Origin of the sequence: Paenibacillus sp. 4624 (assembly GCF_050435065.1) — a bacterium.
Lineage (GTDB): Bacteria > Bacillota > Bacilli > Paenibacillales > Paenibacillaceae > Paenibacillus > Paenibacillus amylolyticus_D.
On the sequence record NZ_JBNDJR010000004.1, the window covers coordinates 314517 to 338440 of the forward strand.

Sequence of the window (23924 nt, forward strand, 5' to 3'; positions counted from 1 at the left end):
TGCACAGTCTAATGCCAAAGGTATCCATCCTGCCTCTCTTTGTGCTTCAATACCAATATCTTGAAGGAGTGTGTAATTCGATGTTTAAGTTGCTGCTGACGATTTCTACAGCTATTCTGATCAGTGTTTTTTCCCTTTCCGGTCTCTCTTCCGCTTCCGCGCTGATTCGCCCTGATCCATCTGCCAACCAGCCATCCATCTTGCCAATCACGGACGGAGATTCCTATCGCTCAAGCCACCATGCTTTTGCGGCACCCGTTATCCTGCTGGATGTTGGCCACGGAGGGATTGACGGAGGAACAACTGAAGCAGGTGTTCTGGAAAAAGACATCAATTTAGCGATCAGTCAAAAGATCTACTTACTGCTTCGCGGCAAAGGTTACACAGTCATGATTAACCGTCTTGGTGATTACGCACTTAGTGATGAAAACCGTTGGTTAAACAGCCGCTCACGTCACATCAGGGATCTCGCACAGCGTAAAAGCCTCAGTGAGGAAGTCAGCACCGATATCGTTGTTAGCATTCATGCGAACTGGAGCCCACGTTCAGCTACTCACGGCCCTGTAGTGCTTCATCAGAAAGAGGGGCGCAGCTATCTGCTGGCTCAATCGATCCAGGATGCCATGAATCGCTTATGTGGTACACATCGGGAAGTCGTCTGGGGCAAGCCATTTTACATGCTAAATTATGTGAAGCATCCGGCTGTAATTGTGGAAACAGGTTTTTTAAGCAATTCAGCTGACCGGGCAAGAATCAGTGATCCCGCAGAACAAAAGCGAATTGCCCAGTCGATTGCGGAAGGGATTATTTATTATCTGTCGGTAGTGTAGGTGCTGCCTGCCAATGCCATACATCCCGCACCATATCACCGATGCCTACAAATTGAACTTGATTCTGCAACCTAGAGACTGACTCCCTTATCACTGCAGAAGTATTCATGCCTGTATGACCGACATGACCAATGACAACGCAGCTTTTCTTCTCAACTGCACGCTGAGCAGCCAGATCAAGCTGCTTGCGGATGTGCGCCTTTGAATTCTGGTCATCCAAAAAAATGTCATTGCCCACAGGCGGCATGTTTTTGGCTATCGCGAGATCACCAACCACAGAACGAAAATTCGTACGGCTGTCCACAAAGAAGAGACCACGTTCCAGGCATACATCCAGTATAATGGACATAATGCGTTTATCCGAAGTAATTTTAGAACCCATATGATTGTTCATGCCGATGGCATAAGGCACATTATCAATGGCCTTTTCAACCCGTTCGCGAACCTGCTCATCCGTCAGATTGGATGTAATGGCCCCTGGTCCAAGCCACTCGGGCTTGCCCTTCTTGGGTTCCATCGGCATGTGAACAATCACATCCATCCCTTTTTCGTGGGCAGCGATCGCATCTTTCTTTGTCGTTTGTAAAAAGGGCATCACAGCCACCGTCAGCTTCACAGGCATATCGAGAATCTCTGCCGTGCCCCTCATATCGTTGCCCACATCATCAATAATGATAGCCATTCGATTCGGCTGAGAAGATGATGATAAAGCCGGCTCCGGTAACGTCGCAGGCATGGCAGAAACTCCAGTTCCTCCTGATCCAATGACAGTTATTATGACACACAGGAAAATCCAAAATGAAAACTTCAATTTAACCGAGTAGCCATGTTTCTCTTGATTACGTATCATGCTCTGCAGCCTCCTTTAAACGTGGTGTTCTCATTGTTTGATTTCAGCCACAGTTCTATGTAAGCTCCCTTTCCCAATTCATTCTAGGACTTTCTGAACATAAAAAAAGCCTGCATCAGAGCAAGCTTATCATGTGGACTTATGCACAAATTTTCTGCAAGGAATCCCTAAATGATTTTTGATTGAGTTAAAAATAGAGGAACGGCTCTTTTGCATCGATAAAATGAACCGGAATATCCCCTACAAGCGGCTGTAACCATTCCGCCATATGTTTCATTCCCCATTCTTCGCTTCGCTCATGACCGATGACTAACATAGCCTTGTTTAATCCAAGCATCGATGCATCATTGACATACGCACACAACGTCCACTCCGTAATCTCGCCGCAGATCATGACGTCAAGTTGCTGCTCTTTCATCAGTTCCATCGGCATCGATTCCTTGCCTAATCCGAGGCTTCCACCTCCAACAAGAATTCCAATGCGGGAACATGTCATATCTGTGCTACCCACTACCTGTAGCACATCCATCTTTAGCTTTAGCTTTAACTCCTCCGCCAAATCAACAAGCCGCACGGGTTCAACCTCATAAATCCACGGAAAAGCATAATCAACCTGCCTTGACTCCCAGCCTAGTTCTCGAATCAGACCGGTGTAGATTCGATCTGGCTTCGCCATGTGCATATAATCATGATATCTCCAGATCGCCATACCGTAATCCTCAATAAGCTTGCGTTTGGCTTCATATACCGGATCTTGCTGTATCCAGTCGAGCTGATCTGCCCCGGTATAAAAGGTGGGCTCATGTGTAATAATCAGATTAGCTCCGATTGCATGAGCCTGCCGAATAACCTCAACCGTTGCCATATACGTCGTCACAATGCCTGTCACTACAGTGTCTCCTTCTCCTGTGACAAGAACATCGCCCGTTGGTGATAGACGCTGATCTCCACAGGAATCCTGCATAACCGTCTCCATCACTTGCTGTACATTCACGTGGATTCCCCCTAGTTTTTTTAAGTGGTTATTAACCTTTAACTGCACCCACAATGATACCTTTGGTTAGGTACTTCTGAAGGAAAGGAAATACGACCAGAATAGGTAATATGCCGATAATCGCCATCGCCATGCGGACTGCCGTACTTGGCAACTCAGCAGCATTGGCCCCAAGCATACTGCTGGCCTGACCTGACTTGAGAAACTGAATGTTATTCATCAGACGAATCAACATGTTTTGTATTCCATAGTATTGGGGCTTCGTAATAAAATAAAGGGCGTTAATCCAGTCATTCCAATACGCCAGTCCCATAAACAGTCCGACTGTTGCCAGTACGGGTACGGACAGAGGCAGCATCATGCGGTAGAAAATACGGAGCTCTGAAGCTCCATCAATCTGAGCTGATTCGATCAGTTCAACAGGTACATTATTTTTATAAAAATTTCGAATAAGCAGTACATAAAATCCATTCGTTAATAGATTCGGGATAATAAGGGCGGCCAGTGTATCCTTGATCTGAAAGTACTTCGTCCACAGAATGTAGGAAGGTACAATTCCCCCGCTGAACAACATCGTGAAAAACACGATGAACGCCAGCATATTGCGATATTTGAAATCCTGTCGAGACATCGGGTAAGCCAGCATGCTTGTAATTAACAATCCAAGTGCCGTTCCCAATGCAGTAACAAGAAAAGATACACCATACGCCCGCACAAAAGTAGAAGCAGAAGACCACATGTATACATAAGCATCCATGCTCATTTTTTCAGGAAAGAAACTGTAACCGTTACGAATTAACGAAGACTCCTCCGTAAAGGATGCCATAATGATCAGCATAAATGGCAGAAATGCCAGTAACGTAAATATAACCATAGCGACGATGGAAAACACATGAAAAGCGCGTTCACCTTTAGTTTGTATCACCTGTGTCTCCCCCTAAAATAATGCATTTTCAGGATTCACTTTTTTGACAATCGCATTCGCAGCCATGACCAAAATGAATCCCACAACCGATTGATACAACCCCGCAGCGGCTGACATTCCAATATCATTGACCTGCATGAGTGCCCGGTACACATACGTATCGATGGTCTGCGTTGTGCTATAAAGCGCCCCAGCATTCATCGGCACTTGATAGAACAAGCCGAAATCGGAGTTGAATATACGACCGATAGACATCAGGGTCAGTATAATGATAGTTGGCTTCAATAAAGGTAGCGTAATCATACAAATCTGCTTGAGTTTGCCTGCCCCGTCGATCTTGGCAGCTTCATAGATGCTTTTGTCAATCCCGGAGATAAAAGCGATATACACGATGGAACCGTAACCGGCTGTTTTCCACAATTGTATAAACACGAGCAGATAAGGCCAATACTTCGCCTCGGAATACCAGTTAATCTCTGGAATACCAAGGGGTTTCAGAATTGAATTGTTAATAAAACCGCTGTCTGCATTCAGGAAGGCAAACACGATATAGGACAGAACCACCATCGAAATCAGGTTAGGTAAAACAAGCCCCGACTGGAACAGCTTAGACCATGCGCTTTTTATCAATTCGGACATTAGAATTGCTATTAAGATCGACAGCATCGTCCCCAGTACAATAAACGCCAAATTGTATAACAAGGTGTTGCGAGTCATAATCCAGGCATCACTTGTCTGAAACAAAAATTTGAAATTATCAAAGCCTACCCAGTCACTTCCTAATATGCCTTTGGCATAGTTCACATCCTTGAACGCGATAAAGATACCGGCCATTGGCAAATAATTATTGATTAGAAAATATAACAGACCAGGAGCAGCGAGCAGCAGTAGCGGCAATGTTTTTCTGAGCCCTCCGGATTTGGTTTTCACAGTCATCGCTCCATTCTCATCCTTAATGTAAAGCGGCTGCATTGCTTCTTAGCCATACAGCGCCCCACATTAAACGTTCATCCACGTTTTATTTCTTCTGCTGCACGATCCACTCATCCAGCTGTTTCTGTTTGCTCGCAATAATATCCGCAGCTCCCGCATCATTTAATGCTTTTACGAATTGAGGAATCGTCGCATCAGGATCAAGAACACCCGTTACAAGAGCAGGTAAAAATTGATTGACCACATTGCTAACTGCACTCATTTGCGTCTTCACTTCACTAGGATCAAAGATAAATCCGAAGTACGGTGAGCGCTCTGTCTCCTTGTTCTCCTTCAGTTTCAACTCCACATCCGACCAGTTCACGCCCTCCAGCTGGTATTGCAAAGATTCGGAGCCTACAATCCCCGTGCTCAGCATGGCTGTATACGGGACGGTGGATGCATCCATGCCATCCGGGAACTTCACATGATGCTCATCTACTTTGACATAATCCTCGCCTTCAATACCGTAAAGAATCGTATTAATCAACTGCTGATCGGTATACAACATGTTCAGAAACTTAACGGAGCCTTCGGGAACTTTGGTTGTACTTGACACCATCCAGCTCACCAGATTAACTGCACCGGTATCGAAGTAGTACGGCACCAGACGTTTCATTTCGAGGTTTTTGCCCGTTTGTGCACTCAGCGCTTTGGCTGCTTCCATCCCGCTGTATCCACCCAGAAAGGAAAAACCGCGCCCTGAAGCGATCGTATCGGAGAAAGAAATGGATGTCGTCGCAGCATCTTTCTCCAGAAACCCTTTTTCAAACCAATCTCTCATCATCTTGGCGCCCTGTTTGAATGCATCTGTATCATAGAAATTTTGAACTTTCCCGTCGTTTCCTACAACTACACCAATACCGGTAGTATCTGACAGGAAATCGATCTTGTGCATCCCTTTCAGCGCCAGAACGAGATTGGTATCACTTGGATTCACATTGACTGGACCAAAGGGAATCACGTCTGGATGTTTTTGTTTGACTGCCTCAAATACAGCTGGCAGATCATCCAGTGACGTCATTTGATCCGCTGTAAGACCGGATTCCTTCAGCATGTCGGCGTTGTACACGATGTTGGTTGGCAGTGACATGCCTTTATTTACCGGAACACCGTAGATATGTCCGTCCATCGTGGTTGCATCAAGCAGATTCGGACCAAAGTCCTTTTCCAAAATCTGTGTCAACTCTTTACCATATTGCGGCAGTAGCTCCTCCAGTGGGTATAACTGGTTTTTGGATGCATAGTTCGTGAATTGTCCTAACGTTGTGAACACATCCATTTGCTCACCGCTTTGCAATGCAAGATTTACTTTTTGTGCATAATCAGCCGGACCATATAGTCTGAAATCCACTTCAACCCCGATTTTCGGAACGGTTATGGCATTGATTGCGGCTGTAACCTTACTGATATCATCGGGAATACGGTTGAATGAAGGCATGGCGAACACCACTTTGTCCACCTTCTGTGAAGCGTTCCCCTCTTGCGCAGTGGAAGAGGAAGATTCCGTCCCGCATCCCGCCAGAAGAGAACCGCAAAGCACCAGTGACAGCAGGGAACCCCATAATCTCTTTGTTTTCATCTTGCTTCATGACCTCCTTATGTCGTGCTTCTATTCGTTCTCATTTTATAAAATTGAAGCGATTACAGCTTTAACAAAAACGGTCTGTTTTTTCGTAAAAACGGTTTGAATTTTGCATCAGTTCAGTCAAAACAAAAACCCTGCTTCAAAATAAAGCAGAGTCGTACATTATGGGCAAATGTCCCTGAATTCCAAACGTTAAACTTCATTCTTCCCCCGGTCATAACTATGTCTGGATCTGTAGGCGTTGGGCGTTTCTCCTGTAAGCTTTTTGAAAACGGTAGAAAAGTATGAAATCGTTTCGTATCCGGTTTCCATCGCAATCTGTCCGATACTCAAGCGGCTTTCAATTAACATAAGTTTTGCTGCTTTGATTCGATAGTCATTCAGGTATTCCTTCATCGTTAGTCCCGTTTCTTGTTTAAAAACCTTGGCAAGATAGTCCGGCGTTAGAAATACACTAGCAGCCACCTCCTCACGATTTAGATCCTTGGTGTAGTTGTCGTGTATATAACGCATCGCTTTATCGACAATGCCTTCCGAACGCTGACTTTCCTTAATCGTTTCGACTGTACGTTCTGTGACAAGGTGAGCCCATTTCATAAAATCAAAAATGCTGTGCTCCGATTTAACATACAACTGTTGCGCAAGCTGATCCGTAAAAAGCTGATGTGCCTGTACGTTTTTCTTAGCCAAAATCGCATAAACCACTTGAAGGAAATCCTCACGTATCACTTGCAACGTTTCAGCATGCAGCTGATTTTTGGCAACGAGTTGTTCCAAATCTTTTTTCAACCGGTTCACAATCTGGGCTTTCTCCCGCTCGATAAACAAGCTGGTATACATCTGAGTATCCAGATCATATCGTTCCGGTTGTTCTCGTTGAAATACGGTAAGCTGTCCATGAACCTTGCCTCGAAACATCACATTTGAATGATCCATGCGCTCCAGTTCTGCCTTCACCCCGGACAACTCGTTTATAGGTTTCGCCTCGCTAATATAACAGGTTCCCATACATTTCAAGTATTCATTCATCAATTGAATCAGCATTGTAGCACGTTCTTCCAGCTGGATCTGACTAGTATGATCTTCGTCCAATATAACTGCAACATACAACATACTATTCTTCTGATAAGAAACAATCCGGTCATACTGAAGTCGCAGCAACATGATTTCCGAACTGAGATTGGCAAATGCATATCGGAATGTACTTTCATTCCATCTTTCATCGATTTCGGATAAAAACACACTTGCAAGCACCAGCACATAAGATTTTTCTGTCTTGATCGTCAGCTCGCGTTTAAGAATCTCTCCCTGAATCAGATCGAGCCGGGGCGAGATGGTAGCCATCAAAATATCGGTCCAGAAGCTGGCCTCGACCAGTCCTTTATTTTTCAGCCACGCCATACCAAATTTGTGATACTCTCCCATCTGCCTTCTCCACTTCAATCCTCCAACAGCCTTCATGACAGCCGCTTCGAGCTTTTCCTGATTCAAGGGCTTGAGTAAGTAAGAGTCCGCATGAAATGAAATCGCAGTGGAAGCAAAGTCAAAACTCTCATGACATGTAAAAAATATAAAAGCACAGTCATATCCTTGTTCTCTGATCCACTGAATCATCTCAATTCCGGAGCCCCTGGGCATCTCAATGTCACAAATGACCAAATCGGGAATACCTGCGGCAAACAACGTCTGTGCATCCTGAACACAGTGAGCCTGTGACACTTCGTTAAAACCATATGCTGTCCAAGGGATAAGTTCTGTCAACACCTGAACCGTAGGGATATCGTCGTCAATCAACATGCATTTCATCAAGCTCCCCCCACTCCCATGCTAGACTCAGAAATGGACACCGGAATCGTTTCGTTTGAAACAGGTATCCGTATTTCGATCTTGGCTCCTGAAGATGCCACGCCGCTCGACAGCACCAGCAAATTATCCTGTTTGTATAATAACTGCAACGTTTTGTGCATGGTTGCGATGCCTACGTGCTCACCTTCATCCCCTGCCCTTACGGATGTTTGGAATTGTTGAAGCCACGCTTGCGGGAATCCTTCACCGTTGTCCTCGATCACGATCTGAACATAAGCGCCATCATCTGCTGTCCTCTCCATGTGCACTCGGATAAAAATAGATAACATCTCTCCATACGTAAGGGCATGTTTGAAGCAATTTTCCACAAATGTCTGAATCAGCAGTTGCGGAATACGAATATCACCCGCTGCCGGTTCCAGGTCCGTCATATAAAAGATCTGATCCGGGTAGCGAATTTCCTGCATGCGAATGTAATTCTCAACATGACCCATCTCTTCATCAATGCTGACAAGCATCTGTTCCGCCTTGAACATATAACGGAGATGCTGGGATAACATCTGGATCATACGCCGAATTTCTTCATTCCGATTTTGATAGGTGAGACTGGAGATGGTAGATATGGCATTCAGATAAAAATGAGGTCTAATTTGCATCTGTAACACTTTTAATTCTGCACGGCTCTTCTCAATTTTCTCTTCATAGGATTGAATCTTCAGATGTGTAATCTCATGAACCATCGATTGGAATGCATGGAACAGTTTCATAAATTCAAGCGAATACTCTCTGGAAGGGGGCGGGAAGAACGTCTGCCCTTTTTCAACCTCTTTGGCTGCCCTAACCAATTCCAGAATCGGACGAAGCATCTCTTTGGTGATAAATCTCATGAGAAGCGGCACGACAACCATGGAGACGACACCAAGCACGATGATCAGCCATTGAATTAATTTCAGTCCGGAAAATACACTTTGTTTCGTAACGATATTAGTCATTTGACCGAATTCGGCAATCGGTTTGCTCACGAAAAGGTAACGACTACCCAATTCCTGCTCGGTCGTTGCCAAGTCCTTCGTGATTGTTATGACATTACCGCTGACCGTTGTCAGAATACGACCATCTTGACCACTTAGTACAAATTGGCTGGCTGAATCTGCTTCCCGACTTGTCCGTGAAAGTAAATTATCAGCCTGAACAAACGTCCCGAAGGTCACTTCCCCGTACGTGATGCATTTGAACAAATAAAACATATCGTTCACTTGTACAATGCTCCAGTGACCTTCCTTATTATCCTGTACCTGAATGTCCCGCCAGTTCTGGTGCTTCAAAAAGTCTGATAAAGCCAGTTTATTCGAGGAATTGATCCGATTGCCAAACAGGGTCAGCAGTCTTTCATCACGTGTAATCTGAACAAACATGCCATCGCTCGCATAATTATTCGTCATCTTAGACTTGAGCGCGTTGATCAGCCTCACTTCTTTAAAGTAGTCCCCTTCGTGACCAGAACGTATATATTGCTCCCCATAGTCCCTGGCGAAATCGGCTTGATTTTCGAATACCTCCATCAGATCCTTGGCGTAGATATCCAGATTATTATGAATAGATTCAGTATAGATCGCCAGTGTGTGTTCCGAATTGCTAACGATGTGATTCTGAACCACTTGAAGCGAATAAATATTGCTCAAAAGAAGAGCCGCGAAGAGAATAACCAAAATAACCGTGATCTGGGTGTATAGTCTGAATACGATGCTTCTGTTACGGAGTAAGTGTTTTCTCTTCATGCGTTCCCTCTTCTCTTGTCTTCCGTGCTAACCGGATAATCAACCAGCCCCTGAACAGTCGCTGTTGACACACGACCCCCCCAGAGGCTTGGTACAATCTATGATAAGGTGCTTATTCGTTAGACTGTCTGCCCTGTCCTGCCCATTCCAGTGCGAGAGCGATATATTCATTCCAAAAATCCCAGTTATGCCCCCCCGGACTCTCCGTGTAGGTCACAGGAACATGCTCACGTTGCAGGAAATCCCGAAAACGTTGATTCACATCCAATAAAAAGTCCTCGGTGCCGCAGGCCATATAGATGTCAGGGATCGACGCGCTCTTTTCCTTCAATTGCATCACCAAAGCCTCCGGATCTTTATTACTACCTTCCAGCTGGCTCAGATCCCCGAAAACCCGGCTGAAGTATTTATAATCCGCTACTCCGTCAGAGTAACCCGGCTGCGCATTCGCTATTTTGTAAGGCAGAATCGCCGAGGACAGCGCAATGATGCCACCGAAATGCTCCGCATATTCCAGACCATTCCGGATCGCACCATACCCCCCCATAGACAAACCACCGATATATGTGTCCTCACGGCGCACAGAGAGAGGAAATAATCCGCGTGTGAATTCTACCAATTCCTTGCCTACATATTGTCCGTACAGATCACCCTTATCTTCATCATCCAGATAAAAATGATTTTCACCTGCAGGCATAAACACAGCGAACCGATGTCGGTCAGCAAGCTCGCGAATACGCGAGAAGGTGATCCAGTCCCACTGGCTACCAGAGTATCCGTTCAGCAGGTATATAGACTTCAGTGGTTCCTGTTCGTTCACTACTTCGGAGTGACCCGGAATGACGGGCAAGTCTACAGGCAACAGAGCATTGAACGATACCTCTCTGCGCATGCTTTTTGAGAAAAAGTTTACCTGTACTGTAGCCATGTTAGCAACCTCCTGATTATGGATTAAATCCGATATGCTACGAGGCACCCGGACGGGTCCGAGTAATGTATGACGGATTGATACGTTTGGAGGTCAACCGTCAGACTGCACTGCTGATTATCCAGCTTCCAGTTCAGACAGAGCTGATTATCCGGCGAATCCAGAACGTTGAATTCGCCTTGAAAAGCCTGATGGCTGTTGCGGAAGCGGATCAACTCCATAAGACGCTGCACCACTTTTTTGTCCAACTGCTGCTCGATATCCTCCATTGTGTAATTCTGACGATTGATTTCTCGACCTTCCCCCGTTTCGGCTACCCGCTCCAGATCATTCTCCCCAGCGAACAGTCCGACATAATAGACCTGGGGAATGCCCGGTACAAAAAACTGAATGGCTCGCGCTGCCAGATAAGCATCATCATCCTCGTTCAAAGCACTGTAATATGTGCACCGGATCTGATGCACATTGAAACCATCCTCTGACTTATGTTTATCTGACAGAATCAGGCTAAGGTTGGCTCCCCGCTCCAGACAGATGTCCACCAGTTGCTGCGCCTCATCTGTGCGTATCAGTCCATCAAGATCGGGTTTGACCGGAATACCGTCATGACAGTCCAGCATGGTGAACTGATTGGCAGGTCTGTTCGCCAGATAACGACGCAATTCTCCGCTTGAGCGGTTGATTAACGTCTCCAGCACCCGGTATGGTAATATGAAATCGTAAATCCAGCAACCAAAATCGGCCAGTTTGTACTGTACACTGTAATGGGCATGAACCTCAGGCAACAACTCGATCTCCAATTCGTCCGCTAGTGACTTCACCCAGTCAAGGAAAATGTAAATATCCGGTTCAACAAAGAAACAACTGGTCCCCAGCTTTTTTATAACATAGCCAACAGCATCCAGTCTCACAATTTTGACATTGTTTTTCTTGAAGTTCTCAAAAAATGAACGTAGCAGTTGCTGTGTAATCGCCGCACGTATATCCAGATCAATCTGTTCTGAGGGATCTGTTTTGCCAAACGTTGTCCATACCTTCTCCTCTTCGCCGCTCTCATGTATTCTAAACGTAGAGTAGGGCACTTCGCGACGCAAAAACATATGGTCAATGTCCTTCTGTACTGGCACTCCGTCAGCCCACACCTTATCCAGGGTTAAGAAAAGATCGGCATACTCGGAAGATCGCCCTTTCCGGAGGAAATCCTGAAAATAGGGCGATTGCTGTGAAATATGGTTAACCATCAGGTCAACTAGTATATCCGTATGTTCGCCTATGCATCGAATGTCTTCCCACGTGCCGAAGACAGGATCAATCTCCAGATAAGTTAATGGAGCGAATCCACGATCTCCTGATGAAGGAAAAGGCGGCAGAATGTGCACACCCCCTGTAAAAAGACCAGCCAGTTCGTTCAGGAGCAAATGATTCAGTGTACTCAGATTGCCACCGAGCGAATCCGGATAGGTAATTAATTGAACCTGATTTTTAAGCAAAACGCTCACCCTCTTCCAACCCATACTGTTCTCTGATCGCCCCCAGAGCTGGCAGTTCTACAATCGCACCGTGATATTTCAATTTGTACGCGCTTACGGCAAAACCTGATTTTATTGCTTCCCGAAGCGTGTATCCTTTCACCAGACCTGTATAGAACCCCGACCAGAACGCGTCACCTGCCCCTGTCGTATCTACAACCTTTGTTGCACAGGTCGCAAATCTCACTGTTTCTTGGCCATTCGAAACCAGCGCTCCCTCTTCACCTAACGTCAGAATGACCAGTCGTGCCCCTAACGCTAAAAAGTGCTGGAGGTGTTCTTCAGCAGATGCTTCGCCAAAAAGACGATCTGCATCATCCTTGGAAGGTTTAATGAAATCCACCTGCGGAATGATCGATTGTACATAGGCCGCACCATCTTCTCCCGGCTGCCAGATCATCTTATGGAAATTGGGATCAAAACCGATCAATACACCATGCTTCCTTGCTTCAACAATAACCTTTTCAAGGGTTTCTCTCGCAGGTTGGCGAGACAACGGCCAGCAAGAGAAATGAACGATTTTGGAATTGTGAAGCCATTCCGCGAGCGTTGCATCAAATGATAGCTGAAAATCAGCCGCCCGATAGAAAATCGGGACGGGTGTACCCTTGCTTTTGTTAACAACAACCATGCTTGTCGCTTCATTAACGCGCCGAACCCCGCGAGTATCCATGCCTGCTTCATCCAGACGATTCAGCAGAAAAGTGCCGAATCCGTCCTCCCCTACAGCTGAGACGATACGCGAACGGATGCCCATTCGATTGACATTAATGGCAATGTTGGAGGGCGCTCCTCCAAAAAAACGTGTATACCCGTCAGAAAGATAATCACCATATTCATTCGATATCATATCTACTAACAGTTCCCCTATGGCCAAAAGATCATTGGAGCGATTCTCCAGTTTCATGCATTCATCCAGCCCAATCATCCTGATTCCTCCCCGAACCAATCACCGTATTCATTAAAAAGGTTGTTACCTGACTGACATGACTCCTTTATTGTAGGGCTCCGTGCTGTACAATGCTTTCAGTAAGACGATCACTTTTTTCAAAAATCAGAGGTTCCCCTCTCCGGTTCATGTTTTAATGCTTGAACCAAACGCTCAATATACTCAGCTCGAATCAGCTGACTGCTCTCCGCTTCGGGAGCAACATGCTCTGAAGCATGATAACAACCCGGATACAGATGAAATTCAACCTTAACTCCTGCTCTGGCCAGACGAGCCACATACTCTATGATCTCATCCCGGAAAAGATCCAGCTCACCCACGCAAATATATGCGGGCGGCAGACCTGCAAGATCGGTAGCAAGGCTGGGAGAAGCATATACAGGAACATCACCGTTGAATTGGTGTCCGAGATACATCTTCCAAGCCGCTACATTATGCGCCCGATTCCATATCGAAGGATGCGTCATCTCATAGCTGGACGATGTGCCATTCCGATGATCCAGCATCGGATAAAGCGGTAGCTGAAAGCAAAGTTCGGGCCCCTTCCGATCTCTTGTCAACAGGGTAAGTGCTGCTGCCAATCCCCCGCCTGCACTGGCTCCCCCAACGGCGATACGCTTCATATCTATTCCTCGTGCAAAGGTTTCTTCTGACATCCATTGAAGTGTGCTATAACAGTCCTCAAGCCCTGCAGGATAAGGATGTTCCGGTGCCAATCGATAATTCGGAGAGACAACGATGCAATCCGCTCGAATCGCAAAATCCGTACAAAGCTGATCATCCCCCTCGGGGCTTCCGAGAATCATTCCACCCCCATGAATCCACAATAGCGCCGGTCTTTCGGTTGTATCCCGATGTGCCGGGGTATAGATGCGAAGCTGCAATTGATTTCCATCCGTTCCTTGAATATACTCATTTGCGATTTCAACTGCATTTGAAGTCAGATCAACTTGTGATGTATTCATATCTGCATTTGTACGTGCTTTCATCAGGTCTTCTGGCAACTGTATAACTTCAAGTCCCAACAAACCCGCTCGTAGCTCCGGTGCAACCCTGCTCATAAAATCCATCCTGTATCCCCCTGTCTTAATCCAATGTTTAATTGTTGAAACTACAGCAATGAACGATATAAGTTAAATAATAGATATTTACACGAACATTATTACGAAGTTTATAATGGGTGAAAGATATGCTTACACCCTGTATGTCAACCGGTTGACATACATAACAAACAGAAAGTGTGCTTTCTCGAAAGCACCCCTTCTATGTCGTTTCCCGCTCAATCAGCTGGACTGGAAACAGGTTTGTACTCGGAATTTCTTCTCCTTGAATCTGTTTTACAACCAAGCCGATGATTCGTTCAGCCATCTCCTCTATCGGCTGCCGTATACTACTCAGACGTGGACTGAGCAGAGAAGCAATCTTTACGTCATCATAACCGATAATTCGCATGTCCTCAGGGATCCGTTTTCCCGCCTGACGGGAAGCCTGCACAGCTTCGGCAGCAATGACATCACTGCTCGCAAATATACCATCAACCGCGGGATACTGCGCCAGAAAACGCATAATCTCTTCTTGGATCTCCTGTTCATCCCGGGCTGAAGCGTCCAGTTGCAGGTGAATCGGGTCAAGTCCAGCATTCCGCATCACTTCTTCATATCCTTGTGCCCTGCCGTTTGCAAGCAAAGCGACATGGTGTGGCCCTCCAATCCCTCGATAGAGAAAGGCTGGCTGTTTGCAATTCTTATCAAGGAGTAGCTGTGTAGCCAGCCTGCCCCCCATCTCGTTATCCGAAGAAACGACCGGAATGTTGTCGGCCACTTCACGATCCAATGAAACAATCGGAAGATTCAGATTCAGGTAATGCTCTACTTCAAGGAGAGAGCTTCCTGTAATGATCGCGTCCACCTTGTTTTTTTTCAACATATCAATGTATTTGCTTTCTTTGCCAACATCTCGATTAGAATTGCATAATAAAAGCTTATATCCGGATTTGTCCGCATAATATTCCAGATAATAAGTCATCTCACTGAAAAAAGGATGGGATACATCTGGAATGATCAGACCAATCATATTGGATTTTTTACGAAACAAAGCTCTGGCCATCTCGTTGGGTTGGTAATCGAGCTCTTTCATTACCCGATAGACCTTTTCGCGCGTTTCTTCGCTAATGTATCCTCTATTATTTAATACACGGGACACGGTTGTAACCGATACTCCTGCTTTTTTGGCAACATCATCAATCTTGGGCATAACCGTTAACCACCTTGCTCTTTTTAATCCATTATAAGCTTAATCGTTTTCCATTTCACTCCAGTTCACATGTTGAACTCCAATGCTACTTCAATGCCCCCTCTGTTATTCCCTTGATAATCTGTTTTTGCAGAAGCAAATACATGATCAATACCGGAACTATCGTCATAATCAACCCGGCCATAAGCGGTGCATAATCCACTGAATAGGACGAGAAGAAATTGTACGTAGATAGTGGTAATGTTTTGTGCTCCGGCGATAACAGCACCAGGCTTGGCAGCAAATAGTCATTCCAGATCCATAAGACATCCAGCACGATCAACGTCACAAATACCGGCCTTAACAGGGGAAGCACAATCTGGAAGAACGTCCGCATACGCGAGCTACCCTCAATAAAAGCCGATTCTTCGAGTTCATACGGGATACCCTTGATAAATCCGTGGAACGTAAATACGCCAAAAGGAACACCAAAACCCAGGTACATAAACAGCAAGGTTAGTTTCGAGTCGAGCAGACTCATATTCCCGTACAGCATCACTAGCGGGATCATTAATACCTGAAACGGTAGAGCTAGTGAAGCCAGCATCGCATAGAAAAGAATGCCGTTCACGCGCCATTTGAAACGAACAAACAGATAACCCGTCATGGATGAGAAAAAAAGAATCAGCAATACGGAGCCCACGGTAATCAGCAACGAGTTCAGAAATCCGTCCAGAAAATTCATATTGTCAAATGCACTGACGTAGTTATCCAGTTGAATTCCTGTTGGCAGCGATAACGGATTTTCCACGAACTGCTGGGTCGATTTGAATGAGTTCATAATAATCATCAAAAACGGCGTGAGAAAAAGAAAGAGCAGCACGTATAGCAGTATTTTTTTCAACGAAGGAAGAAATTGGCGGATCGACATCAGGACTCGACCTCCAATCTCTTGAGCAGATACGATTGTGTCAACGCAATAATGGCGACTACGGCGAAGAGCACCACAGCCTCCGCTTGACCGACCCCGTACTGGTTAGACAAAAATGCCTTTTGCACGATATGATAGGTTGCCAGCTCCGTAGAATTAAACGGCCCGCCTTTGGTCAACGCAAGGTTGATATCGTAGGTCAGAAACGAGCGAGAAATCGAAATAAATACACAGATCACAATAGCTGGAATGGTTAGCGGCAGCATGATACGGCGAATCGTCGCCATGCGGCTTGCCCCATCGATGCTGGCAGCTTCGAGTACATCGTTAGGAACCCCGGCAAAGCCGGCAATATAGATGATCATGAGATAACCAATCAACTGCCATGACGTTGTGATAACGAGCGCCCAGAAAGCTGTGTCTGTACTGGTTAACCAAGATGTTTCAAACCAGGACCAGCCATACTTCTGCCCTAAATAAGGAAGTACTTGTGAGAACAAAGTCTGCCAAAGATATCCGAGAATAATGCCCCCAATCAGATTGGGAGTGAAAAAACCAGTACGAAGCCATTGCTCGCCTCTTCCGCCACCCGTCAGCGTCAGGGCGATAAAAAAAGCAGCAGCGTTTGCGATAATGACGGTGAAAAATACATATTTAAGGGTAAACCATAATTGAGTCCAGAACACTTTATCCTGCCAAACCGCAATATAATTGGATAGACCGATAAACGTGTTATCCCCAGTGCGCACATCCCAATTGGTGAATGTAAGATACAAACCAACAACGAACGGGATCACAACCACTGCGAGAAAAGCGATGACGGAAGGGCCTCCAAAGAGTAGGAAGGTTCCTGCATTTCTCATCCGTATTTTTCTATCCATGTTGACCTCCTGTGGTTCCCTTGGTAACGGTTTGATAAATGATCTAAAGAACAACTCGATGAATGGAGGATGCGCGCCCTGTATCGAGGCACATCCTCTTTCAGATATTTAAAGATTCTATTTTCCTGCCTGACTTGCCCAGTATGCTTGCACTTCATCTATAAGCCCTTTTCGATCAATTACATCGGCCAAATATTTTTGCATCGACGCACCCGTTTTCGCCCAGTAATCCTGCGGTAAATAGTTAATTACACTGATATTCAGCACTTTACCTTGATCTACGTAACTATTCACTGCTTCAGATAAAATGTTACTGCTTTTCACTTTGACGTCTTTGTATGGCAGTGCCAGCCCCATTTGCGCTACAATCGCATCCTGTCCCTCATCACTGGTTACCATCCACTGAATAAAAGCCTTGGCTGCAGCCTGCTGCGCTTCCGTGGAACCTGAATTATCAATAGCAAAGAGTTTTGGTTCGCTGTAAGCCACTTGTGTATTTCCGTAATCTTCAGGATTGTTGCTGATCGGAACAGGGATCATGCCAAACTCTTTGTCGCGGCCTTCCAAGTTACCAATAACAGCCCATGTCCAGTCACCCATAAAATAAAAGGCTGCATCTCCTTTGGCAAAATCTGTACTATCCTTGGTGTAATCTGCCACCAGTGGGTCTTTGGCACGTGCATTGTATTTTTTTAGCAGGTCGAAGGTATCCATTAATCCATTGAAAGCCGCATTATCGGCAAGAGAAACGGTTCCTTTTTCCAAATCTTCAACGAATTTGCGGTTATCTTCCACGTTCTTGGATTGAAGGGAATATGTCAGTCCCAGATAATGTGCTCCGAGAGACCAGTCAGCACCATGGAGCATGACAGGCGCCTTTCCTGCAGCCTCTATTTTCTTAAAAACAGCCTCTAGATCATCGCGGGTTTTGATGCTGTTCGGATCAAAGGAGCCTCCCGTCGCCTCTTCGACTACCCGTTTATTGTATAAGAGCCCATACCCTTGTGCTGTCCAAGGAATACCCAAAAACTGACCATCCAGCAGGGCTCCATCTACCGCACCAGGCTTCGTTAACCCTTCATACGTCGACTTTTCCGAATCCAGATTGAGGAATTTGTCTTTATACTGCAGGATTGTACCTGCATCCAGATTGGCAATTGTAGCCGGGTTTCCTGAAGCAAGCAGTGATTGGAACTTCTCTAGCTGCGCTCCACCAATCGGGGTTGGAATGAGCTCGATGGTTACCTCAGGATGCAGCTCATGATATGTTTTAAACAATTTCTCAAAAACACCGTTGACTTCAGCGGATGTGTTAAAAAAGGTCAATTTCACCTCTTTTGAAGCCTCTCCAGCCGGTTTGTCAGAACCCTGTGCTGAAGAATTTGTTGTTTTATCCGAGGAACAGGCAGTGATGACCAACATCAGTATCAATACGCCAACAAACGGTACCCATGTCTTTTTCATTTCTTAACTTCCCCCCTGGTGTTTGTTATGAATGCGTTTACATTTTGAATACAGCTTTATCATAAACGGTGAGAATCCAATATGTCAACCGGTTGACATAAGTTTTAAAGAGAGTTGTTCTGCTTTGACAATAGAATTCTTGTCATAAAAATATAAAAAATTACAAACAACTGCAATATATCGGGTATTTTTCAAAGGAATAATATAGTAGAATTTACAAAACAAAACTTTTTTTCGTCAAAAGATCTATTAAGAATGTTCCTGAGAGGATGTGATGCCTCCCTTTTTCGAAGTTCAGCCGAGGAATTTATTTTTCTTGTCCAAGCTTTCGCAAGTCACTTATATTGAGGAGAGTGAACACATTGAAGATGAGGTTTAAATTTAAAAAATCAGTCAATCTTTTGTTAGCATGCTTAACTGCTCTACCGCTCATGTTAACTCCAACCAACGTATCTGCAGCAAGTGATGCCAACATCAACTTATCCTCAGAAAAACAAGTAATTCGTGGCTTTGGTGGCATCAACCACCCGGTTTGGGTTGGTGATTTAACTGCAGCACAACGTGAAACCGCTTTCGGGAATGATCAGAATCAGCTAGGATTCTCTGTACTCCGAATCTGGGTGGACCCAAACCCCAATAATTGGGCTCTTGAAATTCCTACAGCCAAACGTGCGATTGAAAAAGGAGCTATCGTTTTTGCATCACCTTGGAACCCACCAAGCAGTATGGTTGAGACGTTTAATCGAAACGGTGATACCAATGCAAAGCGTTTACGGTATGATAAATACGCTGCTTACGCGCAACATCTGAACGATTTTGTAACATTTATGAAAAACAACGGCGTAAACCTGTATGCCATTTCCGTGCAAAACGAACCGGATTATGCCCATGACTGGACTTGGTGGACACCACAGGAAATCCTCCGTTTCATGAAAGAAAATGCAGGCAGCATTCAAGGCACCAAAGTCATGGCTCCAGAATCCTTCCAATACCTGAAAAACATATCTGATCCTATTCTGAATGATCCGCAAGCTCTTGCTAACATGGACATTCTGGGAGCACATTTGTATGGAACGCAGTTCAGCAATTTTGCCTATCCTCTGTTCAAACAAAAGGGAGCCGGCAAAGAGCTCTGGATGACCGAAGTGTATTATCCGAACAGTGATAATAATTCCGCTGACCGGTGGCCAGAAGCGCTCGACATCTCCTACCACATGCACAATGCAATGGTTGAAGGCGACTTCCAAGCCTATGTATGGTGGTATATCCGCAGATCCTATGGACCAATGAAGGAAGATGGTACGATCAGTAAGCGTGGATACAATATGGCTCATTTCTCCAAATTCGTTCGCCCAGGCTATGTCAGAGTAGATGCTTCGAAAAACCCGGATACAAACACTTTCGTTTCTGCTTACAAAGGAGATAACAAGGTCGTTATCGTAGCCATTAACCGCAGTACTTCGGCAAAAAGTCAACGCTTTGTGTTGCAAAATGGCAATGCATCCACTGTATCTTCGTATGTAACAGACAGCAGTCGTAATCTGGCAAGTCTTGCACCAATTAACGTTTCCAATGGCGCGTTCACTGCTCAACTCCCAGCACAGAGTGTAACAACTTTTGTTGCTAATATTACTGGGGGCAACGGTGGCGGTAATGTAGGCACAGGCACCACATATGAGGCCGAAACAGGAACAACACTTACTGATGCAGTCATAGAAACACTTTATCCGGGTTTTACCGGTTCTGGATATGTTAACTTCAACGCTTATACAGGCTCAGCAATTCAATGGAATGATATCAATAACACAATAACAGGCACCAAAAATGTAAAGTTTCGTTATGCTTTGGAAAGTGGTACGCGGACCTTAGATATTTATGTTAATGGAACAAAAGTAATCAGTAATGAGCCATTTACTGGAACAGGAAGCTGGTCAACCTGGGGTGAAAAAACAATTCAAGTGCCCATGAATTCAGGTACGAATACACTCCGAATCGTAACAACAGGCACAGAGGGACCCAACATTGATAACATTACGGTAACTGCAGCTTCATAAGTTATCTGATTTTAACCCATTTTTTCTTTTTTAGCTGGGCAAAAAGTAGCCAAGCTCCCAGGTTGTAGCAAACCTAAGTTGCTCGACTCTTTTAAGAGCAGTACTGTAATTTAAGACTATTGATTTTCCTTTATAGCATTAAATAGAAAAAGACCCCTTAAGCAATAGCCTAAGGAGTCTTTTTCTATTTAATGCGGTCGAGAGGACTCGAACCTCCACGGGGGGTTAGCCCACACGGACCTGAACCGTGCGCGTCTGCCAATTCCGCCACGACCGCATATAATGGTCTTTCCAATTATTATCGGCGACAAGAAATAATATACCACGCGTAGTTTAACATGTCAACACACACATCTATTCATCACCAAACAAGTGCGAATCAGATATGTGTCCGATTCGCACCCATTAGTCCTGCTTCAAACAAACTTATATACCAGTCAGCAGTGACTTACTAGAAGATTCGGTTAATAAAAAGTTTACTATAGCTTGGACGGCCAGTTACCGTACCATGCATAACCGCCTCTTCTTTCCTTCTCAATATCACTTAACTTATATTTCACTACTCCGTCACGTCCAACAAAAATAGGTTTGTCCGTGCCGAGTTCGTAAAAACGCGCCCAGATCGGTGATGCACTGGAATCGGCAATAATTCGGCTATCCCCATTTGCTCTCTCATACCGATATCCTGTAATTTTGACTTTGTTAAACCAGGCTTCGGCACCTTTGATGGATGCAGTGATTCTTGAATTAGCCGGTCTGGTCTTTAGAAACTTCACAATGTTTACGCTCTCACCCGCCGTTAATGAAGGTACTTCATAGATTCTTGCTCCCGCTGGTCTAAGTGAACTGGAATCATGTTGTTGTCCCCAAGCCGTTAACTTCCCACCGGATACCACCTGGGTATTCAGGATGGCATCGACTCCTTTGGAAACCGCATTTTTACAGCGATTCGCCAGAGAACTGTCGATAAAGGAGAAGTTCCCCTTGCGTCCTGCGACTTCATCAAGCATGTACATTACATTAATCATCGCATCATCATTATAGGTAATATGTTTATGATAACCGGAACTTTGATAGACTTGAGGCCAGCCGCCATTGGAGTACTGCATATTAAGCAAAAAGTTGATTCCTTTGATCGCTGCAGCAGAGTATCGCGGATCATTTGTTTTTTTGAATTCACTTGCTAGTCTTCTGATTTCTGAGTATGTAGCTTTGTTATCGATCGTTGATTTGGCCCATTCACCTGACGTCTGACTGTAATCTTTTCTCCAGCCTCCATCCGGGCGCTGATTTTTTAAGATATCGGACATACTCGCCGTTGTGCCAGATGCATCAGCTGCCGATACCGTTGGTACAGGAAGTGCCGCCATTCCTGCTACGGAGAATACCATAGAACACGCCAGTACAAATGTTACTAATTTTTTGGCTTTCACTAAACAACACGCTCCTCCCTACTATATAGTCATATCTTTTATCTTGTTTTATGTTCACTATGAGCGATTCAATTGTAGCTCTTCCACCTCCCATAAATCATTAATTTACATATAGAACAATAAAAATGATTTAAAACCAAAATATGGTCACAAAATCAATTTATGCGAAAAAATAAATTTTGTCAATATTTGCAACAGGACTATATAGATTATTCATTAAATAAACTCTTTTTTTATTTTTGTTTTAATTTATTTGCTAATGTATAAATATCCTCGAAGTTATTGGTTTTAAGAATCATTTTCTCTGTGTCAAAGATCAGTAATGTTGGACTTTTATCAATATCGAACATTTTTACATAATTATACTTTTGCGACGTATCCCCCATACTTATAAAATTCAGCTTGCTGAAACGAAGGGAAGACATCACTTCATCTGTATTTACAATTCCTAATAACTGTTTGTTCAACGTAGTCAAGTCTGAATCCACGTTCCAAAATACATAGCCACTATATGTTCCCTGTTGCTGCAAACGTAATTCGTTCATTGCTGCTTCTTTGTTATCAGTTGAACAGCTCGCTGTCATTACAGCCGTAAAGACGACCAAGATAATAATTAGCGCTTTTCTCATCGTGAATAACCTCCTCGAAATAGCCAAGTCATATTTAATACATTAACTCACAAGCTTTAGAGGCTGCTCTCCAGCAGCCTCTTGAACTTCTCATTCTAAACACTTATTCATTTTTATTCTTGCAATATATGTTTTATTCACTGACTACAGAAGCCGTAAATGAGGGAATCGAGAACGAATCCGTAAATACGACATCTTGGGCAGGAATATCACCGAAATAGTACAGTGCACCGATCTTCACCGTGGCACTACTGGAAACTGAAGTTGTCTTTCCTGCTCCAGTGATATTCGTTGTGCCTTCCAAATAATAAGCATCCAACTCTGAACCATTTTTGTTTAGGAAGTCCGTGTATTGTCTATTTAATCTCCAGGAGGCGTTGGAACCATTAGATATTGAATTGTTAGAACCTAACGGGAACGTTACTCCTATCCCAGCGCCTTTATAAGATAATTTAATCGTTACATTTTTAGGATTATTCGGATTCTCAACAATTGGATTTGTGATCCCGATTGGACCAGATGTAAATGAGTAGTTAGCTGAAGTTGATATGTTAGCTTCGGCTAAGCCTAAAAGATGTGCGCTTTCCTTATCAGCCAAACCAAGTAAATATTTGTTACGCAGAAGTTGTTGATCACGTCTGGGTAATGACTTCAGCAATTGTTCCATCCATTTAGATTGTTCTTTTCGTTCATAGCATTGTTCAGGAATTGGTGATACGTCTAATATGTTATCCATGTCGTTCTCGTTGTTAAAAATATGTATCCATCGCCTTTTCTTTTTTTGTTTTTCTACATAATTGAGAGTTACATTGTGGACGGTTCGCACCATATAACAATATTGTTGATCCGCGGCAAGCATAAGCAAGGTTTGCTTTTTATCGAAAAGTCTGACGAAAGATTCTTGAACTAAGTCCTCTGCAGTAGATGCATCGTGAGTCATGTAATATGCTTTTTGCTTCATACTGAGATAGTTTTCCCTATACAATTTCTCAATAATATTAGTAGCGCTTTCAATTTCAGGTTTTGCATTTGCAAACGAGGCAGACATGGATATTCCTCCTTCTCATCTGACTTTTATTTGTTGCAAATCTAGTTATAATAAAATCATAATAATAGAATAAATTACTTATATTGCAATATAAATTCAGACC

General features: G+C 44.4%; 20 protein-coding genes and 1 tRNA gene. 2 read left to right on the forward strand and 19 right to left on the reverse strand.

All coding sequences use genetic code 11. The features are described 5' to 3' along the window. The first annotated feature begins 80 nt into the window (after window positions 1-80). A complete protein-coding gene (locus tag ABIE27_RS11820) occupies window positions 81-830 on the forward strand; it encodes an N-acetylmuramoyl-L-alanine amidase family protein (protein WP_123064336.1) in 750 nt (249 codons plus the stop codon). Here the strand turns inward: ABIE27_RS11820 and ABIE27_RS11825 are convergent. From ABIE27_RS11825 to ABIE27_RS11895, 15 genes are all read right to left on the reverse strand, one after another. Next, window positions 805-1680: a divergent polysaccharide deacetylase family protein gene (locus ABIE27_RS11825; protein ID WP_429350581.1), complete on the reverse strand. Its 876-nt coding sequence runs from the start codon at window positions 1678-1680 to the stop codon at window positions 805-807. The two genes, ABIE27_RS11820 and ABIE27_RS11825, sit on opposite strands and share 26 nt — an antisense overlap. A 187-nt stretch (window positions 1681-1867) precedes the next feature. Continuing rightward, window positions 1868-2674 carry a Nif3-like dinuclear metal center hexameric protein gene (locus ABIE27_RS11830; RefSeq protein WP_429350582.1) on the reverse strand — a complete coding sequence of 269 codons (807 nt, stop codon included), beginning with the start codon at window positions 2672-2674 and terminating at the stop codon, window positions 1868-1870. A gap of 31 nt (window positions 2675-2705) precedes the next feature. Continuing rightward, window positions 2706-3599, reverse strand: a complete 894-nt coding sequence (locus tag ABIE27_RS11835) for a carbohydrate ABC transporter permease (protein WP_123064333.1) — start codon at window positions 3597-3599, stop codon at window positions 2706-2708. Window positions 3600-3611: 12 nt separating this feature from the next. Next, on the reverse strand, window positions 3612-4535 hold the full coding sequence (locus tag ABIE27_RS11840; protein WP_429350583.1) for an ABC transporter permease: 924 nt from the start codon (window positions 4533-4535) through the stop codon (window positions 3612-3614). Between the two features lie 82 nt (window positions 4536-4617). Beyond that, entirely contained in the window at window positions 4618-6153 is a 1536-nt protein-coding gene (locus ABIE27_RS11845) for an ABC transporter substrate-binding protein (RefSeq protein ID WP_429350584.1), read from the reverse strand. A gap of 198 nt (window positions 6154-6351) precedes the next feature. Beyond that, entirely contained in the window at window positions 6352-7965 is a 1614-nt protein-coding gene (locus ABIE27_RS11850; protein ID WP_429350585.1) for a response regulator transcription factor, read from the reverse strand. Beyond that, window positions 7965-9743 (reverse strand): sensor histidine kinase, encoded by a 1779-nt coding sequence (locus ABIE27_RS11855; protein WP_429350586.1) that lies wholly within the window; start codon window positions 9741-9743, stop codon window positions 7965-7967. The genes ABIE27_RS11850 and ABIE27_RS11855 overlap by 1 nt, the downstream gene beginning before the upstream one ends. A gap of 112 nt (window positions 9744-9855) precedes the next feature. Further along, window positions 9856-10671 carry an alpha/beta hydrolase gene (locus ABIE27_RS11860; protein WP_429350587.1) on the reverse strand — a complete coding sequence of 272 codons (816 nt, stop codon included), beginning with the start codon at window positions 10669-10671 and terminating at the stop codon, window positions 9856-9858. 23 nt (window positions 10672-10694) lie between these two features. After that, the gene (gene gtfA / locus ABIE27_RS11865; protein ID WP_123064327.1) at window positions 10695-12185 is read right to left on the reverse strand and encodes a sucrose phosphorylase; all 1491 of its coding nucleotides are present in this window, start codon (window positions 12183-12185) and stop codon (window positions 10695-10697) included. Further along, window positions 12154-13128 carry a carbohydrate kinase family protein gene (locus ABIE27_RS11870; protein ID WP_429350588.1) on the reverse strand — a complete coding sequence of 325 codons (975 nt, stop codon included), beginning with the start codon at window positions 13126-13128 and terminating at the stop codon, window positions 12154-12156. The genes gtfA and ABIE27_RS11870 overlap by 32 nt, the downstream gene beginning before the upstream one ends. 119 nt (window positions 13129-13247) lie before the next feature. Continuing rightward, entirely contained in the window at window positions 13248-14219 is a 972-nt protein-coding gene (locus ABIE27_RS11875) for an alpha/beta hydrolase (protein WP_429350589.1), read from the reverse strand. A gap of 193 nt (window positions 14220-14412) precedes the next feature. Next, window positions 14413-15402: a LacI family DNA-binding transcriptional regulator gene (locus ABIE27_RS11880; RefSeq protein WP_123064324.1), complete on the reverse strand. Its 990-nt coding sequence runs from the start codon at window positions 15400-15402 to the stop codon at window positions 14413-14415. 85 nt (window positions 15403-15487) lie between these two features. Beyond that, the gene (locus tag ABIE27_RS11885) at window positions 15488-16312 is read right to left on the reverse strand and encodes a carbohydrate ABC transporter permease (RefSeq protein WP_123064323.1); all 825 of its coding nucleotides are present in this window, start codon (window positions 16310-16312) and stop codon (window positions 15488-15490) included. Beyond that, window positions 16312-17193, reverse strand: coding sequence for a carbohydrate ABC transporter permease (locus ABIE27_RS11890; protein ID WP_123064322.1), 882 nt, complete (start codon window positions 17191-17193; stop codon window positions 16312-16314). The genes ABIE27_RS11885 and ABIE27_RS11890 overlap by 1 nt, the downstream gene beginning before the upstream one ends. Window positions 17194-17310: 117 nt before the next feature. Further along, window positions 17311-18657 carry an ABC transporter substrate-binding protein gene (locus ABIE27_RS11895; RefSeq protein ID WP_123064321.1) on the reverse strand — a complete coding sequence of 449 codons (1347 nt, stop codon included), beginning with the start codon at window positions 18655-18657 and terminating at the stop codon, window positions 17311-17313. A 368-nt stretch (window positions 18658-19025) separates the two neighbouring features. Between ABIE27_RS11895 and ABIE27_RS11900 the strand changes: the two genes are divergently transcribed. Beyond that, window positions 19026-20711 (forward strand): carbohydrate-binding protein, encoded by a 1686-nt coding sequence (locus ABIE27_RS11900; RefSeq protein WP_123064517.1) that lies wholly within the window; start codon window positions 19026-19028, stop codon window positions 20709-20711. 192 nt (window positions 20712-20903) lie between these two features. Here the strand turns inward: ABIE27_RS11900 and ABIE27_RS11905 are convergent. From ABIE27_RS11905 to ABIE27_RS11920, 4 genes are all read right to left on the reverse strand, one after another. Beyond that, window positions 20904-20988, reverse strand: a tRNA-Leu gene (locus ABIE27_RS11905). Window positions 20989-21190: 202 nt separating this feature from the next. Continuing rightward, entirely contained in the window at window positions 21191-22144 is a 954-nt protein-coding gene (pelA, locus tag ABIE27_RS11910; RefSeq protein WP_429350590.1) for a pectate lyase, read from the reverse strand. A gap of 233 nt (window positions 22145-22377) precedes the next feature. Beyond that, entirely contained in the window at window positions 22378-22773 is a 396-nt protein-coding gene (locus tag ABIE27_RS11915) for a hypothetical protein (RefSeq protein ID WP_429350591.1), read from the reverse strand. Between the two features lie 133 nt (window positions 22774-22906). Further along, window positions 22907-23821: an RNA polymerase sigma factor gene (locus tag ABIE27_RS11920; RefSeq protein ID WP_429350592.1), complete on the reverse strand. Its 915-nt coding sequence runs from the start codon at window positions 23819-23821 to the stop codon at window positions 22907-22909. Window positions 23822-23924: the final 103 nt, after the last annotated feature.